We start from the raw sequence: 15,768 nt of genomic DNA, 5'->3' as shown, positions 1-15,768 counted from the left end.
TCTAAATTTTAAAATTTTCCAATCAAAAATCAATACGAATGGATTATCAAGTAGTAGTTATAGGTTCTGGCCCTGGTGGGTATGTAGCGGCTATCCGATGTGCACAACTCGGAATGAAGACGGCTATCATTGAAAAATATGATACGCTTGGCGGCACCTGTTTAAATGTCGGATGTATACCCTCAAAGGCATTGCTGGATTCTTCTGAGCATTTTCATGCTGCAGAACATACATTTAAAGAGCATGGAATTGACATCAATAAGCCGAAGGTGAATCTAAAGCAGATGATTGACCGAAAGGCAGATGTGGTAAAGCAGAATGTTGAAGGTATTGATTACCTGATGAATAAAAACAAAATCGATGTTTTTCATGGGATGGGAAGCTTTCTTGATAAGAATACTATTCAAATTGACGGAGATAAAAAGCAGAAAATCACAGCAGAAAAAGTAATTATAGCTACAGGTTCTAAGCCTGCTAACCTTCCTTTTATTGAATTGGACAAAGACCGGGTAATTACAAGCACAGAGGCACTGGAGCTTAAAGAGGTACCCAAACACATGATTGTGATTGGAGGAGGTGTAATAGGCGTGGAGCTTGGTTCTGTTTATGCACGCTTAGGAGCAAAAGTTTCTGTGGTGGAATATCTGGATAGTCTAATTCCGACTATGGATTCAACAATGGGGAAAGAGCTTCAGAAGTCATTGAAAGGGCTAGGATTTGAATTTTATCTCGGGCATAAAGTAACTGCTGTAGATAAAAAGGGAAAGAATGTTACCGTAACGGCTGAAACTAAAAAAGGAGAAACTGTAGAAATCAAAGGAGACTATTGCCTGGTCTCCATTGGAAGAAGGCCATATACTGACAAGCTTGGATTGGATAAGGCAGGTGTAAAGATGGATGATAAGGGCAGAGTTGAGGTAGATGATCACCTTCGAACCAATATCGATACTATCTATGCCATCGGTGACGTGGTAAAAGGTGCTATGCTGGCGCATAAAGCTGAAGAAGAAGGAGTTTTTGTTGCCGAAAGCATTGCCGGTCAGAAGCCGCATATTAATTACAACTTAATTCCGGGTGTCGTTTATACCTGGCCTGAGGTTGCTTCTGTAGGATATACCGAAGAGCAATTAAAAGAGCAAGGAAAAAAATATAAGACAGGTAAATTTCCATATAAAGCGTTAGGAAGAGCAAGGGCAAGTATGGATACAGAAGGGCTAGTGAAAATACTCGCAGACAAAGAAACTGATGAAGTTTTAGGCGTGCATATCATTGGTGCGAGAGCTGCAGATATGATCGCTGCAGGTGTGACAGCTATGGAATACCGTGCATCAGCTGAGGATATCGCACGGATGTCGCACGCACATCCTACCTATATGGAGGCCTTCAAAGAAGCTGCCCTGGCAGCCACCGAGAATAGACCTATTCATATGTAAAAATTATTTTGGGAGGGAGACGCAGAAAGTTGTTCCTTCCCCCAATCTACTTTTAACCGCTACTTCACCATTGAGTCTTTCGACTGCCCGCTTTAAAATATGAAGTCCCAATCCTGTGCCATCAATGGTTCGATTCACACGGAAAAACATACTGAAGATTTTATCGACTGTTTCCTGATCCATCCCGATACCGTTATCAATTGCTTCTATGCAAATTCCGTTAACATCCTGTTTAACTGAAATTGAAATGGTGGGTTTATTGTCCTCAAGACGTGCATACTTAATTCCATTTTCAATTAAATTTTGAATAATGGTATTAACCAATGCCCACTCAGCTTCATATTTGATGGACGAATCAACATCTATCTTAAACTCAACCGAATCAAAATTGGCAAGGAACTTATACGAAGCAATACAGTCATAAATAACTTTCTCAAAGTCAATTTCTTGCTTGCTGTCTTCATTAAACGACATTTTAGTCAGCTTGATTAAGCCGTCTAGAATGTTGTTTAAGCGGTTAGCTTGTTTTTCATAATCATCAATAAAGCGTAAGGCAGTTTCATCTTGCACCTCAAGTTTGGCAACATAATTAAGACTCATTAACGAGGTAATTGGCCCTTTCAAATCATGTGAAATTCTATAGAAAAATGAATCCAGTTCTATTTTCTTTTTCTCGATGATATCTGCCTTTTCCTTTTGTATTCGGGCGTCCTGCTCGAGGCGATTCATCCTATTAATCACATCATAGCTCTCAATCACCTTTGCCGTTCGATCATTTATTACGCTTTCCTTTTCATCAATGTATTGCTGCAAATATTTAAGTGCTAGCACGTGATTGCCTCTTTGCTTTGCTATCTCATGCAAGAGCAGATTCGCTCTAAATTTGATGAGAATAATCTTTCGCTTATTACTATACTCAAGGGCTTCAACTAAAATATTTTCCGCTTTGTCAAGAAGGTCCATTTTGATGTACAATGCTCCTCTTTTATGGAGGCACATTGCCAATCCTAGTTTCTCACCCATTTCTTCATGGATGCGTTCCGCTTCTAAAAAATCAGCTTCTGCTTTATCAAATTCCTCTGTTTCGGTATATACTTTCCCTCTACCATAAAGGGCAAAAGCAAGACCTCTTATATCTTTTGTTTTTTCTTTATAAGCAATTGACTTTTCTATCAAATCCATCGCTTCTTTAATCTGACCTTGATTTAGGTAGATTCCTGAAAGCGGATTAAATGCATTTGATTGAAGATTTAAGTCATCAGCTTTTTTACCGGATTCTATTGAGGATTCATAAATTTTAATCGCACTATCTACATCTCCAAAAAACTCATAAATAGTGCCCATGGACTTTTCTACACGAGCTTGATTATGATAATCTTCGTGTTTTTTATAGGTCTTTAGGCAGTCAACCAAATAGGTAAGCCCAAGATTATAATCATCGGTTTTGTATAAAGCGCCGGCGATGGTATACTTCGCATCAGCTATCCCTTTTTCATCATCTACTTCTTCTAAATTTTCAATGGCTTCATTGGCCATGTTTATGGATAGATCAAAATCGCCGATGATCATGTGGTATAAAGAAAGATGAGAAAGCGAGCGTCCAATGCACAATTTATCATCCAGCTCCTTGCTTATAAGCAAAGCTTCCTCGGTCAGCTTAATACTCGAAGTGAGGTCGCTGACCCTTTTTTTGTAAGCTTCATCCAATAGTGAATGAACTTTTGTGCTGGCGATGGATGGTGCGATTTCCAAAAGGGATAATTCTTGTAACCTAGAAAGTTAAAAGAGCTAGAAGTTATTTCAACTAATTTTCTCCATTGATAAGTTGAAAACCATTGGAATTAGGTGAATACACTTAAGTATTAGATAAGCAAATTACTTAAGTTTTGTTTTTGCTAGATCATCCAAGATGATGGCTTCCTGTATTATTTCGTCTATCAATCTTTCAGGAATATTCGAAATATTAAATAAATCAATGCCTGAAACCATTTTTCGATTTTTGCTTTTTAATAATCCTTGGTCATTTGATAGTTTATTCCCATTTAAAAAAGCCAACTCGATTCCATCATTTTTAATTGGGTTGAGGTAGCAAACCCACGTTTTTCGAAAATACATCGGAATATTAAACCGAATTTTAGGGATCAGGTCATGTTCATTGGTCATTCGATTGTGTAAAAAGGAAACGATGGCCTTCTGTTGACCATCGAGTCCTAAAATAAAGTTTTCAACTGTTTTCACGATTTCTTACAGCGTATCTTAATATCGTTTTAAGTTTTTCTTCAGGTGTTTTCCGAGGATCACTAAGGTAAATCTCATGATGATACCCTGCTACCTCAAAACCATTTTCATCAATAAATTCCATAATTTTCTTGATTGTTTGTTCCTCCTCGTAAAAGCTACCAATGTGCAAGCCCTGTACAGATAGCCCTTCATTGATCAATTCGAATTTTACCTCATCATCAGCTAACAGATCTGAATTCTTAGCTTTCACTTTTTGAACCGCTCGATAATAATGGTCCCCTTCTACAAAATCCGGCATTCGTATGACGATTTTCCAATTCCACTGATCTGCGGGTGTTTGGGCAAATTTTCGTTGAGCCTCTATTCCACCATCAATCCACCAAAACCCTTCCATTTTAGGCATTACAAAATCCATATCCTCTGACTTGCAGATGAATTTAAGATTGAAAGCCACTGCATAAAGTTTGTCAATGGCTTGTAAAAATTCATCTGATTGTGGGTCACATCGACCTGATAGCGATAGATAATAGTAGCTATCAAGATCACGAAGTTCAGGCTGCTTCTTAGCGGAGTAATAGTTTGGATCTATTTTTTTGAGATCCAGCTTGTCAATTGTTGCTTCCATAATTTTGTGAGTTTAGATTATGAAAGCAAAGGAAATCACGTGAGTGACAACCCTATGTCACTCAAAATTTGGCTTAATTAAAATGGGTAAAATTTCGTGATGAAATGCTCTCAGGGGTTATTTCAACATCATTTATTTTATCGGTATCCCAGTCTTGAATGATCTTCCATTGGCCATCGATCTTTTTTAGCGCAACATGAAATCTTCCAACATAAAACTTTGGCTCTAATCCAGATGTATCTGTAATCCTATAGTAGCCCACTTCATATGCATTATCGCCATTAGAAGTTCGTGTTTCAAAGGTAAACTCGATGATACGATCCTTTTTTACTCCATTCATTCGCATACTATTTCTACTTTTATACTCTTCACCAATCAAAAGTCTTCCGGGATTAATTCGCCATACATCTTTTGAATGAATTTTATTAAATGCCTCTCCATCGTTGGCTTCCCATGCCTGAGTAAATGGCTTCCAGACCATATTGTTTATCTCTTTCTCTGTATTTTGTGAGAATGCAAAACAAAAGGACGTTGCGAGTATGAGTGTAAAAATGAATTTCATCTGTTCATGTTTTTGATAAGAATGGAGCACTGTGATGTTCCAGGAGTTCTTTTGCTAATGTAGCTGCAATACCCTGCAGCTCAGAAGGTGAAATGATCTCAACCTCTTTACCGAACATCATGAGCCATCTTGCGAAATAATCATAGTAAGGTGGAACGAATTTCATTTCAAAACGACCATCAGTTAACTTTTTTTCTTCTACAAACCCCTGGTAATACTTTTGTTCACCCATAAATCTGGACACCATCGCAGAGCAGATGATTGTAGTTTCTTTAGCGTCAGTACCAACTAATGCTTCATTCAGGAAATCGAGGTAGTTGGGGTGCTTAGAGGGATCAAACTCCACTTTCTGAATTTGAACTTTTTGGATACGATCGGTGCGAAAATCTCTTAGATCTTGCCTGAGTTGGCAAAATGCGATAAGGTGCCATCTATTCGAATAGAAGACCATACCGAGCGGCTCGACCTCTCTTTGTGTAGTGGAGTCATTGTAATGCGAATAGTAACTCATCGAAATGATTCTATTAGTGGCAATGGCCATTTGAATTTCAGCAATATGAGAATCAGGATTTTGCGTTGGTCTTAGATTGGGTCGAATGGCAATTCTATCCTCCAGATTATCCAGATACTCTTTATCCGAATACTTTAAAACAGCCTTGATTTTATACATGGCTTTTTCAAAAGCCCCAATTGTTTGACTGTCAGCACTACGTTCAATGAATTTGGCTCCCAATAGAATAGCACTGGCTTCTTCTTTGTTGAATACTACCGGGGGAAGATGATACCCATCAACAATGAAGTAACCTTCACCCGCATCACCACCTATTGGAACACCTGCATCAATAAGGGATCGGATATCTCTGAAAACTGTCCTTCTACCCACTTCAAATCTTTCCTCTAATTCAGAAAGAGGAACACGAGGTTTTCCTTGCAAATGAATAAGGAGTGCATTCAGCCTGTCTATTCGATTCATTAAGGAAAGTTACAAATCATTCACATTTTAATGAGTTTACAGGATTGGAATTAGCAGCCTTGATTACATGATAACTAATCGTCGCTAGGGCAATTATTAGGGCAATGAAAGCACCAAGAAGGAATATTAAAGGATTGATATCAATCCGATAGGCAAAGTTTTCTAACCAACCGGAAAGAAATAGGAAAGTAAGCGGTGTTGCGATAATGAATGAAATCAAAATCATCAAAGCAAAATTCCTGGATAATATGGTCATTAGTTCTGTGGTTGAGGCGCCCATTACTTTTCTAATTCCTACTTCCTTTATGCGTCTTTGAATGGAAATCGAAGCGAGCCCAAATAATCCCATACAGCCAATGAAAATAGATAGAATGGCAATGATGGTAATGACTGATCCCATTTGTTCGTCCGATTTATATAGTTGTTGAATATGGTCATCCAGAAATTCGTATCTGATTGGATAGTCAGTCACAAACTGATCATAGACTTTCTCAACATCGATCAAAGATTGAGCAACATTTGATCCGTTTATTTTGATAGACATTTCGCTAAATCCCCAGTCGGTATGCACCACCATAGACAAGGTATTTACTTTGAAATGGAGCGAATTGAAATTAAAATTTTCTGTGACACCTATTATTGATCCCAATGAATCATCAGGATACCAACCATGAGCGGCACGCTGACCTACAGCTTCCTCAAATCCCAATTCATCTGCAAATGCTTTATTTATGATATAGGCATTACCGTCATCAGCCTCATAATGTCTGGAAAACGAACGTCCCGATAAAAGTTTGATACCATAAACATCCAGGTAATCATAATCAACATAAACATTGGAAGGAGTCACATTAACTATTCCGGTATCCTTGCGGACTTTAAATCCCCATTGATGAAAATTATTTCCAAGTCTTTGTCCTGAGGCCGTTACACCAAGGACGTTGGATTCTTTCAAAAGAGCCTGTTTAATCTCTTCATATTTTTCACTGGCTTCTTCATTCATGTCCACCAATAATATATGATCAGTCGAATATCCAATATCCTTATTTTTCATAAACATAAGTTGCTGCAACACGACCAGTGTACATACGATCATACCCAAAGCGAGACTGAATTGTATTACGATTAACGAGCTTCTTAGATAGGATTTTTTCTCATACGACTTGAAGCCTTTCAAAACAATGACTGGTCTGAAGGACGATAAATATATGGATGGGTAAAGTCCTGCCAAAAGACCTAAGCCGAGGGTCGCTAGTAAAATGATTCCAAATATTTCAAGATTTGTAAAGAGGATCTGTGTCTCTAGCTGCCTGTCAATAAGGTTATTTAAAAGCGGGAGGGATAGAAATACAATTACTATGGCAAAAAGCAACGCAAAAACGGCAAGCAAAATGGATTCGATTATGAACTGCTTGAAAAGTTGACTTTTTATTGCGCCGATAGCCTTTCGTACGCCCACCTCTTTCGCGCGATTGCTAGCTCGGGCAGTAGTTAAATTCATGAAATTTAGTGAAGCGATAACTAGGATAAATATGCCTACCAATACAAAAACGTCAATGTATTTACCATTGAACTTTCGATAATTATTGTAATCATGCTCCACATCTGTGGAGGTTAAATGTACATCTGATAGTGGTTGTAGGTATAGTTTATAAAGGTCATTGATGTCGTCTCTATCGATATGACTGGAAAGATATTCAGGATATCTTTTCTCCATTTCAGCCAAATCTGCGTTTTCGTTTAATACGAAATAGGTATTAAGATAATTGGACCCGAATTGATTGTCAAAATCCGGTGTATTTTGAGTTGATATCCTAATTGAAAGCAACACATTGAATTGTAAATGTGAATTTTCAGGTACATCTCTCATAACACCTCTAATGATACACCGATCACCATTGATGATAAAGGTTTCACCAACCACATCAATTCTACCATAAAGTTTTTTGGCAGTTTCTTCAGTGACTATTGCATCAAAAGGGTCATCAAGGAGATTATCCTTATCGCCTGAGATTACTGGGAAATCAAAAATTGTTAGAAAAGAGCTATCAGCAGCAGCTACATTTTCAATGATCATTTTATTATCACCCGCCTCAATTAATTGACCTCCAAAGCTTCTGTATCTAGCGAAGGTTTCTATTTCCGGAAATTCAGCTGTCATCGTGGGTCCCATACCAGGCATGCTTAGAGCCACATTCTGTGTATTGGTTCCGGGAAAGCTTTGCACCTCACATAGTCGGTAAATTTTATCTTTTTTCTTATGAAACGCATCGAAGGAAAGTTCGTCATTGATAAATAGATAGATCACCATGCAGGCGGCCATTCCAATAGATAGACTTAGGATGTTTATAGCTGAGAACCCTTTGTATTTCATTAGGTTTCTCCAGGCTGATATTAGGTAATTTCTTAGCATGGCGTAGTTATTTAAGTTTTTGTGTGCTTCAAAATTTTTAATGATTCCTGGCCTCAGCATCCTGAGTACATCCAGAAAAAACAGTGAGCGTGCTTTTCGCTCACTTTTTATTGCCCTTCTTTCAAATAGTTCAATTAGATCTCCTTCTAAATCTTCTTTTAAGTCCGGATCGCAAAACCAGCGAAAGAACCTTAGCGGAAGGTGAGGAGGCTTAATTGAATTAATCTTTTTCATGTGAATTTTAGATCAAAAGCAACAGACGGGATGGATTCCCATAACCCTTTTCTAATCTCCATTACTTGTTGCAGAACTTTTTTACCATGTGGAGTGACTTGAAAATACCGCTTCCTTTTTCCACCTCTCACTGCGGTTACTTCACCAAATTCAGACTTAAGAAACCCTTTTGATTCTAATCGTTTCAAGGCGATCCTTACTGCCCCAAGATTCACGGTCTTGTTAAGGCGATTTTCCATTTCATCTTTTATGGCTACTCCATATGCTTCTTTATGAAGTACTGCCACTGTTAGCATCACAACTTCTTCGAATTCACCAATGGTATCTTTTCCCATGACTCAATATTTTAGTTATAATTGTCACTTAAATATATAAGTTATAATTGTAACTATTATAGAAGGATACTTTTCTTCCTTCAAAAAGTTTCATTTTTTGATGAAAAATTATTTTTTGGAATGGAGCTTTACCTCAATAGTGAGTAGAGAAATCAGGTTTCCTGACTCATCTTTTTTTAGATCAGATAGAAAGTGCTGATCGCTTCCCTCTATAAAATTGCGCCCCATCCATCCGGTGTATTGCCTAAAGTGAATGTCATAAGCTTCAGGTTTAGCACCAAACACTGTGGTGTGGATGTGCCTGTTGTCTGCTGAACTTCCGTAATCACCAGGTAGAGTTGTTTTAAGTAAAATCCTGCCAAGTGAATCCGTAATTGCGGCACCACTCAGCCTTGCGGTAGTTTCATCCCCGGGGACAGATGGTCGATATTCGCCATCTAAATCTGCGTGATAAAAGTGTACTTTTTGATTAGTTAATGGCTCTTTAGAGCTCCTTTCCACAAATTGTAGAGCTAAAATTAATGGTTCGCCAGGTTCATTTTCGTCTGATAATTGAACATGATGTAAAGTCTCCATTGGCTCATATTCCTGAACGGTTTCTGATTCTTCAGTGGTCAATTCTGGAATTTCACGATCTATTCCGCAGGCTATTAGGAATAGAAGAGGAAGGTACTTTATCATGAATCCTATTACGAGATTCCGAAAGAGTGGTTCTTAGTTTTTAGTTAGAAGTAGTGGTTCTGCGTCAAGGGAGCGTTTTAAAAAATCGTAACCTTCCCAAAAACTTTCTGTAAATTCATCATCCGCTTTTTCAAACAGTGACACATTTTCGCGAATGTAAGAATCATTTTCAGGAATTCGACTCAATACCTCTAGTTGATCCATGATTAGTACGGCATCATACTGAAAGTTATTTTCGATGCTGACCCCTCGAAACATGACATTCGCTAGTTCATAAGCTCCATTTTTGAATTTGAACTCTTCTGTCCATGATACTTTACTCCAATATTTCGAATGATGAACAATGGGTCTATAATCGATTTTTAGAATAGCGAAGCTTGATTTATCAACATAGATTTTGCCAGTTGCCTTTCCATGAGTCTTCGATGGTTGAAATGCAATGATGGATACGGTATTCTCTCCGATTGTAGAATCACCTTGATGGCTAAATGTATAGTTATCCCTGTTTTTTTCACTCAAGAACGAATTAGGTCTCCAAACTGAAGATCTGGCCATATCACTCGCGTTCCCAAACAATAAGTTTTCCTCATTAATATCCTTGAATGCTTTCTTTCTTGTTTTAATAGGCGAGATAGAAGCATTTTCAATTTGATTAAGATTGGAAGGAATGTAGATGTCAACGATACCATCAGCTAAATAATAAATTGACTGAGAATCAGACATGGATTCTTTGTAGTATCCAATTTTATGTGTCCGACTCATTTCGTAATTAATATGAAAACGGTCAAAAACGGTTTCCATGACGGATTGTCCCTCCAGTGCCCTAGCCTCTGCAGAATTATTTTGCTTGCCATCTGTCAACTCCTGAGGCGCAAACATCGAAAGCAGTGTGTTCAGTATTAGTGTGTTTAGTAACATAACCATTGGTGGATTTGGTACGATACAAACTTAGGTTGGCATTTGCCCGGTTTTACCTATTAATTTCACCCATTTACGTATAAGTATTGTGACTAAGGCATACTAGATGCTTACACTTAAAGCGTTACTTTAACTAAAACTAGCTTCCTGAAAGTATTTGGCCACTCGTCATAAATTGATTCTAACTCATCGATTGAATGGCTATCTTAATCTGAAAATTGACCATGAGACAATTCATTCAAACCTTATCTTTTTTTGTATTCATCTCTTGCCAGTCGCAAAATTCTACTTTACGTCAAGATTCAGAAGAAATCATTCTAAGGAATGTAAAAATCATAAATGTACATGATGGAAGTATATCTGAATCGATGGATGTACTTGTAAAAGAGGGAAAGATTTCAACAATAAGCAATGGAATTAGGACTGAAAATGCGCGAGTTGTGGATGGAAAGGGTAGATACCTTATGCCGGGATTAGCAGAAATGCATGCACACATCCCCTCACCACAATGGGGAAGGGATAATACGCAGGAAACGTTATTTCTATATCTGTCAAATGGAGTCACCACCATCCGGGGAATGTTGGGTCATCCTGTGCATTTGGAGTTAAGGGAAAAGGCAAAAAACAATGAAATATTGAGTCCTCGGATTTTTACTTCCAGTCCTTCGGTAAATGGTAACTCAGTAAAATCTAAAGAGGAAGCTGTCGCTAAAGTAACGCAATACAAAAATGATGGCTATGATTTTCTTAAGATTCATCCCGGCTTAACCAAAGAAGTATTTAATCAAGTCGTAAAAACTGCAGATGAAGTAGGAATCGGTTTTAGTGGACATGTACCAGTGGATGTGGGAGTCGCTCATGCCATTAAGAGTGGTTATTCTTCAATTGATCATGTCGATGGATTTTTGGAAGGCCTAGTTCCTGAGAGTGCGAATGTAACTCCCAATCAAAACGGATTTTTTGGTTATAACTTTTCACATTTAGCCGATAATTCACGAATAGATAGATTGGTATTCTTGACCAAGCAGCACAAAGTTTGGGTTGTTCCAACGCAAAGTCTTTTTGTGCGGTGGTTTTCTCCTGTTGATCCGGAGGTGATGGCTGAGACTAATCCGGAACTTAAATACATGCCAAAATCTACGATTGATCAATGGATAAGCAGTAAAAAAAGTCTGATTGAAAGTCCTGAATATAATGTAGAGAAATATGTATTATTTACTGATTTGCGCTATCAGCTAATAAAATCCCTTCATAAAAGCGGACTTGGATTACTCTTAGGATCTGATGCGCCGCAAGTTTTCAACGTGCCGGGTTTTTCCATTCATCATGAGCTTAATGCAATAATTGATGTTGGCCTTACTCCACTAGAATCGATCCAGACAGGAACTATTAACCCTGCTAAATTTTTTAATATGGAAGGTCAGTTTGGCGAAATCATTGAAGGTGCGAGTGCGGATTTGATACTCCTTGAGACAAACCCTTTGGAGGATATTTCAAATTTGAGAAACCCAGCAGGAGTGATGGTCAGAGGAATCTGGCTTGATCGAAAGACAATAGATAGACGACTCGAAGAGATAGCAGAACGAGCTAAGAAGATTTAGCTCATTCCTGATTTTTTATTGGAGTTGACTCTTGAGTTCTTCAACCGTTTTTTTACTATTACCAACAAAAATCTGATCATCGACCAAAAAAACCGGTCGCTTCAAAAAGGTGTATTCTTCCTGGATAAGCTTTCGATAATCCTCTTCTGAAAGATTTTTGTCACCAAGGCCCATTGATCTATATTTCATTGCTTTCCTGGAAAAGAGTGACTCATACGAACCACTTCTCTTTTTCATCTCATCAATTTGATCATAAGTCATCTGCTCTGTCTTGATGTCCTGTTTTTCAAAATCGTCTATTAACGAGCCTAGCTCATCCATTATACGCTTGCAGGTTGTGCAAGTAGATAAATAATATACTTTATTCATTAGTAGTCTTCTCTTTTTGGAATGTACAAAAATCAAAATAAGAGAATAATTAGTACTTCGGCTAGTTAAGAAGATTTAAACAACCCAAAAAGTGATAAAGAAGAGTAAAGCTCTATAAATGGAGAGCGCTATTACTACAATGACGACTCCAAGTATTGCATTTATGATACGTCGTATTTTTCTAATTCCGTAAAACTTTCTTTCCGCTTGAATAAAGAAGTAAAGAAGCAAAACAAGTGAACCTGTCGTGAGGGTATCATCAGATAAGATATTTAATCCGATTAGACTGAATGATTGTAGAAAAAGCGCCATAAACATGATGCAGAAAAGCAAGATGAATGTCATTAACTCTAATCCTAGTGTTAGATGATCTGCAAAAAGAGTTCGTTTGCTTCCAATATGAACAGGCCAGAAAAAAAGCGCCAGAATAACTGCCATAATTATTAAAAATAATTTTGAGAGTTCTGCTGTCTTTTGGTCATAAACTTTTCTGTAATCAGCATACTCAATTCCTCTCTTAGCCACTTCTTTATCTACCATTTCTACTGCCAGGTCGCTATGCCAGAAAGCAACTCTTTGAATGTCGAGATTGGTTGTAAATGTGTTGAACGTAGGTATAAGAAAATATAATAGGTTAGCTAGGAAAAATAGCGATACCGGTCTCATGAAAGCTTTTCTTCTTCCATCAGCAAAATTTTCAGAGAATTGTCCAGGCGCTTTAATCACCAGCTTAATTGTGCGCCAGAATTTATTATCCATAAAGGTGATGGCGTTGACAAAATCAGACAAAAAATGTGTCAGCTTTCGATCTTCCTGATTAATAACTTTTTCTCCGCACTGATTACAGTATTCACCGACGAATTGCGTGTTACATGATTTACAGATTAGCTTATCCAATGTGATTAAATTGATGATTCCAAAACTACTAATCTTTTGATTCAGTAAATTACTTGACAACCTTCTAAAAAATAATAATGAAAAACATCTGTCTTTGGTGGTTACCCCTTCTTATATTTTTCTCGTGTTCTGAAACTGAGGAATCACCGTCAATGGATTCAATAGCCGAAGATTATGTACGTCTGATGCTTGAAATCGGACAGCACGATTCAGATTTTGTAGATGCCTATTATGGACCTGAAGAATGGAGACCAGAAGCCAAGTCTGATTCATTTCCTTCTCAGGACTTTCTTCAACGAATAAGTGGTTTAATCAGTAAAATTCAATCGGTGGAAGGTGATGTTGGAAGAAAAAAAATGCTTGTAAAGCAGCTAATTGCTGCACGCACGAAAGTTGAAATCATAAGTGGTAAAGTCTATTCTTTTAACGAAGAAGCTAAGCTCCTATATGATGCTGAGCCTCCCGCTTATTCGGAATCTTATTTTGATAGTTTACTGATTGATTTAGAAAACGTCCTACCAGGCGAGGGGTCACTTGCGAATAGGTACAATGCTTTTGTTAATCAGTTCATCATTCCAAAAGATAAACTGGATACGGTATTTCAGGTGGCAATTACCGAGGCAAGGAAGCGCACAAACACTTATTATGCTCTTCCTGAAAACGAAAATTTCGTTCTTGAATATGTGACTGATAAAAGCTGGTCAGGCTATAATTATTACCAAGGTAACAGTCAAAGTTTAATACAGATCAACACGGACTTGCCAATTAAAATAAGCCGTGCAATTGATCTGGCCTGTCACGAGGGATATCCGGGTCATCATGTTTTTAATGCGCTATTGGAACAAAACTTGGTTAATGGAAAAGGGTGGAAGGAGTATTCGGTCTATCCATTATTCTCTCCTCAGTCATTAATTGCAGAAGGAAGTGCTAATTACGGTATCGAGGTGGCATTTCCGGGTGCGGAACGCATTAAATACGAAAAGGAAGTATTATTTCCATTGGCAGGGTTGGATGCATCTAAGGCTGACCAATATTATGAGGTTCAGGCATTAATTGGCAAATTGAGCTATGCTGGAAATGAGGCTGCACGGATGTATTTAAATGGCGAAATAAGTCGGGAAGAGGCGGCCGAATGGATGGAAAGATATCAACTAAATGAACCTCAGCGAGCGATGCAGCGAACCCGGTTTTTTGATCAGTATAGAAGTTATGTGATCAATTATAATTTAGGTAAGGACCTGGTTGCTAATTACATCGAATCTAAAGGAGGAACCGCTGATAACCCGGAAAGGAGATGGGAGGTTTTTAAGGAATTACTAAGCAATCCAAATACTGCAAGTAGCATAAAATAGAACGTATGAGTATCAATAGACGCCAATGGCTGCAACAAAGCCTTCTTGCTTCAGCCTCTGTGCTGTTGGCAGGGGCTCCCATCGCACAAGGTTGCGCAAGTGAGCGACCGAAAGAATTAGCTGGAAAGGATGACCTAATTCTATTAAATTGGAATGAAAATCCCTACGGACCATCGGACGCTGCAATAGAATCAGTGAATCAAGCGATGAAATACGCCAATCGCTACCCTGATGAGGTTGTTGCGGAGCTAAAACAAAAATTAGCTAAAACAAATGGATTGAAGCCAAGTAACTTTTTGCTGACAGCAGGATCCACGGAGGTACTCAGTTTGTTGGGGCAGCATGTTGGTTTGCAAAAAGGTGAGATTGTTAGTCCGTTCCCGACATTCCCTACGGCTCTTCAATTTGGTCAAAGGGCAGGGGCTACTATCAAAAAAGTAAATTTGGATGCAAATGATCGCATTGATTTGGATCAAACGCTGAATGCAATAACAGACAAAACGACCCTGGTTTTCATTTGCAATCCCAACAACCCCACTGGTACAGAATTACCAACTGAAGATCTGAAAGCATTTTGCAGGCAGGTGCCTAGTAATGTGCTAATCTGTGTAGATGAAGCTTACGTGGAGTATTCCAATGCTGGACTAAGCGGAAGTATGATTGGATTGGTAAATGAACTGCTGAATTTGATCATTTGCAGAACTTTTTCCAAAGCTTACGGACTTGCGGGCCTTCGGATGGGTTATGCCGTTTCAAATGTTCGCAACATTCAGGCACTGAGTGGCAGGCATTTAGGTTTTGAAATGGCAACAGGCTGGCCTCCATTGGTTGCGGCCAGTGCATCTATGGACAATCAGAAGTTTATCAAAACCTGTGTCAGCAAAAATGAAGAAGGCAAACAAATCGTATACAAAGCTTACGATACCTGGGGAGTTAAATACAATCAGTCTTCAACCAATTTCATCTATGCACGAGATGACCGGTTTGAAAAAGATGTGGTTTCAAAAATGCGCAAGCGCGGTATTCTAATAACCAAATGGCAGACCATGACCAATCACATTCGTGTGAGTATTAGTAAGCCCGAACACATGCGAAAGTTTGTGGAAACGGTGGAAGAATTTTTGATTTGACTAT

Annotated in this window: 15 protein-coding genes; 4 read left to right on the top strand and 11 right to left on the bottom strand. The window is 38.3% G+C overall.

What is annotated here, in order from left to right; translation table 11 throughout:
* Positions 1-38: 38 nt before the first annotated feature.
* Positions 39-1,433, top strand: a complete 1,395-nt coding sequence (lpdA, locus tag ACO05G_RS13875) for a dihydrolipoyl dehydrogenase (RefSeq protein WP_421763290.1) — start codon at positions 39-41, stop codon at positions 1,431-1,433.
* 3 nt (positions 1,434-1,436) lie between these two features.
* Here lpdA and ACO05G_RS13870 read toward each other — a convergent pair whose 3' ends face one another.
* The 9 genes from ACO05G_RS13870 to ACO05G_RS13830 all read right to left on the bottom strand — a co-directional run bounded on the left by ACO05G_RS13870 (position 1,437) and on the right by ACO05G_RS13830 (position 10,415).
* On the bottom strand, positions 1,437-3,185 hold the full coding sequence (locus ACO05G_RS13870; RefSeq protein WP_421763289.1) for a tetratricopeptide repeat-containing sensor histidine kinase: 1,749 nt from the start codon (positions 3,183-3,185) through the stop codon (positions 1,437-1,439).
* A 123-nt stretch (positions 3,186-3,308) separates the two neighbouring features.
* Positions 3,309-3,671: a DUF1801 domain-containing protein gene (locus ACO05G_RS13865; protein ID WP_421763288.1), complete on the bottom strand. Its 363-nt coding sequence runs from the start codon at positions 3,669-3,671 to the stop codon at positions 3,309-3,311.
* On the bottom strand, positions 3,658-4,299 hold the full coding sequence (locus ACO05G_RS13860; protein WP_421763287.1) for a GyrI-like domain-containing protein: 642 nt from the start codon (positions 4,297-4,299) through the stop codon (positions 3,658-3,660). The genes ACO05G_RS13865 and ACO05G_RS13860 overlap by 14 nt, the downstream gene beginning before the upstream one ends.
* 73 nt (positions 4,300-4,372) lie before the next feature.
* Positions 4,373-4,861: a nuclear transport factor 2 family protein gene (locus ACO05G_RS13855; protein ID WP_421763286.1), complete on the bottom strand. Its 489-nt coding sequence runs from the start codon at positions 4,859-4,861 to the stop codon at positions 4,373-4,375.
* Positions 4,862-4,865: 4 nt separating this feature from the next.
* A complete protein-coding gene (locus ACO05G_RS13850; RefSeq protein ID WP_421763285.1) occupies positions 4,866-5,834 on the bottom strand; it encodes a helix-turn-helix transcriptional regulator in 969 nt (322 codons plus the stop codon).
* A 16-nt stretch (positions 5,835-5,850) separates the two neighbouring features.
* Positions 5,851-8,481, bottom strand: coding sequence for an ABC transporter permease (locus ACO05G_RS13845; RefSeq protein WP_421763284.1), 2,631 nt, complete (start codon positions 8,479-8,481; stop codon positions 5,851-5,853).
* Positions 8,478-8,816, bottom strand: a complete 339-nt coding sequence (locus tag ACO05G_RS13840) for a PadR family transcriptional regulator (protein WP_421763283.1) — start codon at positions 8,814-8,816, stop codon at positions 8,478-8,480. Before ACO05G_RS13840 ends, ACO05G_RS13845 begins: the two co-directional genes overlap by 4 nt.
* A 108-nt stretch (positions 8,817-8,924) precedes the next feature.
* Positions 8,925-9,497, bottom strand: a complete 573-nt coding sequence (locus ACO05G_RS13835) for a hypothetical protein (RefSeq protein ID WP_421763282.1) — start codon at positions 9,495-9,497, stop codon at positions 8,925-8,927.
* A 33-nt stretch (positions 9,498-9,530) separates the two neighbouring features.
* Positions 9,531-10,415 (bottom strand): hypothetical protein, encoded by an 885-nt coding sequence (locus ACO05G_RS13830; RefSeq protein WP_421763281.1) that lies wholly within the window; start codon positions 10,413-10,415, stop codon positions 9,531-9,533.
* Between the two features lie 224 nt (positions 10,416-10,639).
* Here ACO05G_RS13830 and ACO05G_RS13825 point away from each other — a divergent pair, with 224 nt between their 5' ends.
* Positions 10,640-12,016 carry an amidohydrolase family protein gene (locus tag ACO05G_RS13825; protein ID WP_421763280.1) on the top strand — a complete coding sequence of 459 codons (1,377 nt, stop codon included), beginning with the start codon at positions 10,640-10,642 and terminating at the stop codon, positions 12,014-12,016.
* A gap of 15 nt (positions 12,017-12,031) precedes the next feature.
* Here the strand turns inward: ACO05G_RS13825 and ACO05G_RS13820 are convergent, their stop codons facing one another.
* Together ACO05G_RS13820 and ACO05G_RS13815 are read right to left on the bottom strand one after the other, a co-directional pair.
* Positions 12,032-12,385, bottom strand: coding sequence for an arsenate reductase family protein (locus tag ACO05G_RS13820; RefSeq protein WP_421763279.1), 354 nt, complete (start codon positions 12,383-12,385; stop codon positions 12,032-12,034).
* 75 nt (positions 12,386-12,460) lie between these two features.
* Positions 12,461-13,282 (bottom strand): DUF3667 domain-containing protein, encoded by an 822-nt coding sequence (locus ACO05G_RS13815; RefSeq protein WP_421763278.1) that lies wholly within the window; start codon positions 13,280-13,282, stop codon positions 12,461-12,463.
* A 152-nt stretch (positions 13,283-13,434) separates the two neighbouring features.
* Between ACO05G_RS13815 and ACO05G_RS13810 the strand changes: the two genes are divergently transcribed.
* The gene (locus ACO05G_RS13810) at positions 13,435-14,634 is read left to right on the top strand and encodes a hypothetical protein (protein ID WP_421763277.1); all 1,200 of its coding nucleotides are present in this window, start codon (positions 13,435-13,437) and stop codon (positions 14,632-14,634) included.
* Positions 14,635-14,639: 5 nt separating this feature from the next.
* Positions 14,640-15,764, top strand: a complete 1,125-nt coding sequence (locus ACO05G_RS13805) for a pyridoxal phosphate-dependent aminotransferase (protein ID WP_421763276.1) — start codon at positions 14,640-14,642, stop codon at positions 15,762-15,764.
* Positions 15,765-15,768 lie beyond the last annotated feature (4 nt).

This window comes from Ekhidna sp., from assembly GCF_965227465.1.
Taxonomy (GTDB): domain Bacteria; phylum Bacteroidota; class Bacteroidia; order Cytophagales; family Cyclobacteriaceae; genus Ekhidna.
This window is presented reverse-complemented; position numbering and strand designations above follow the sequence as displayed.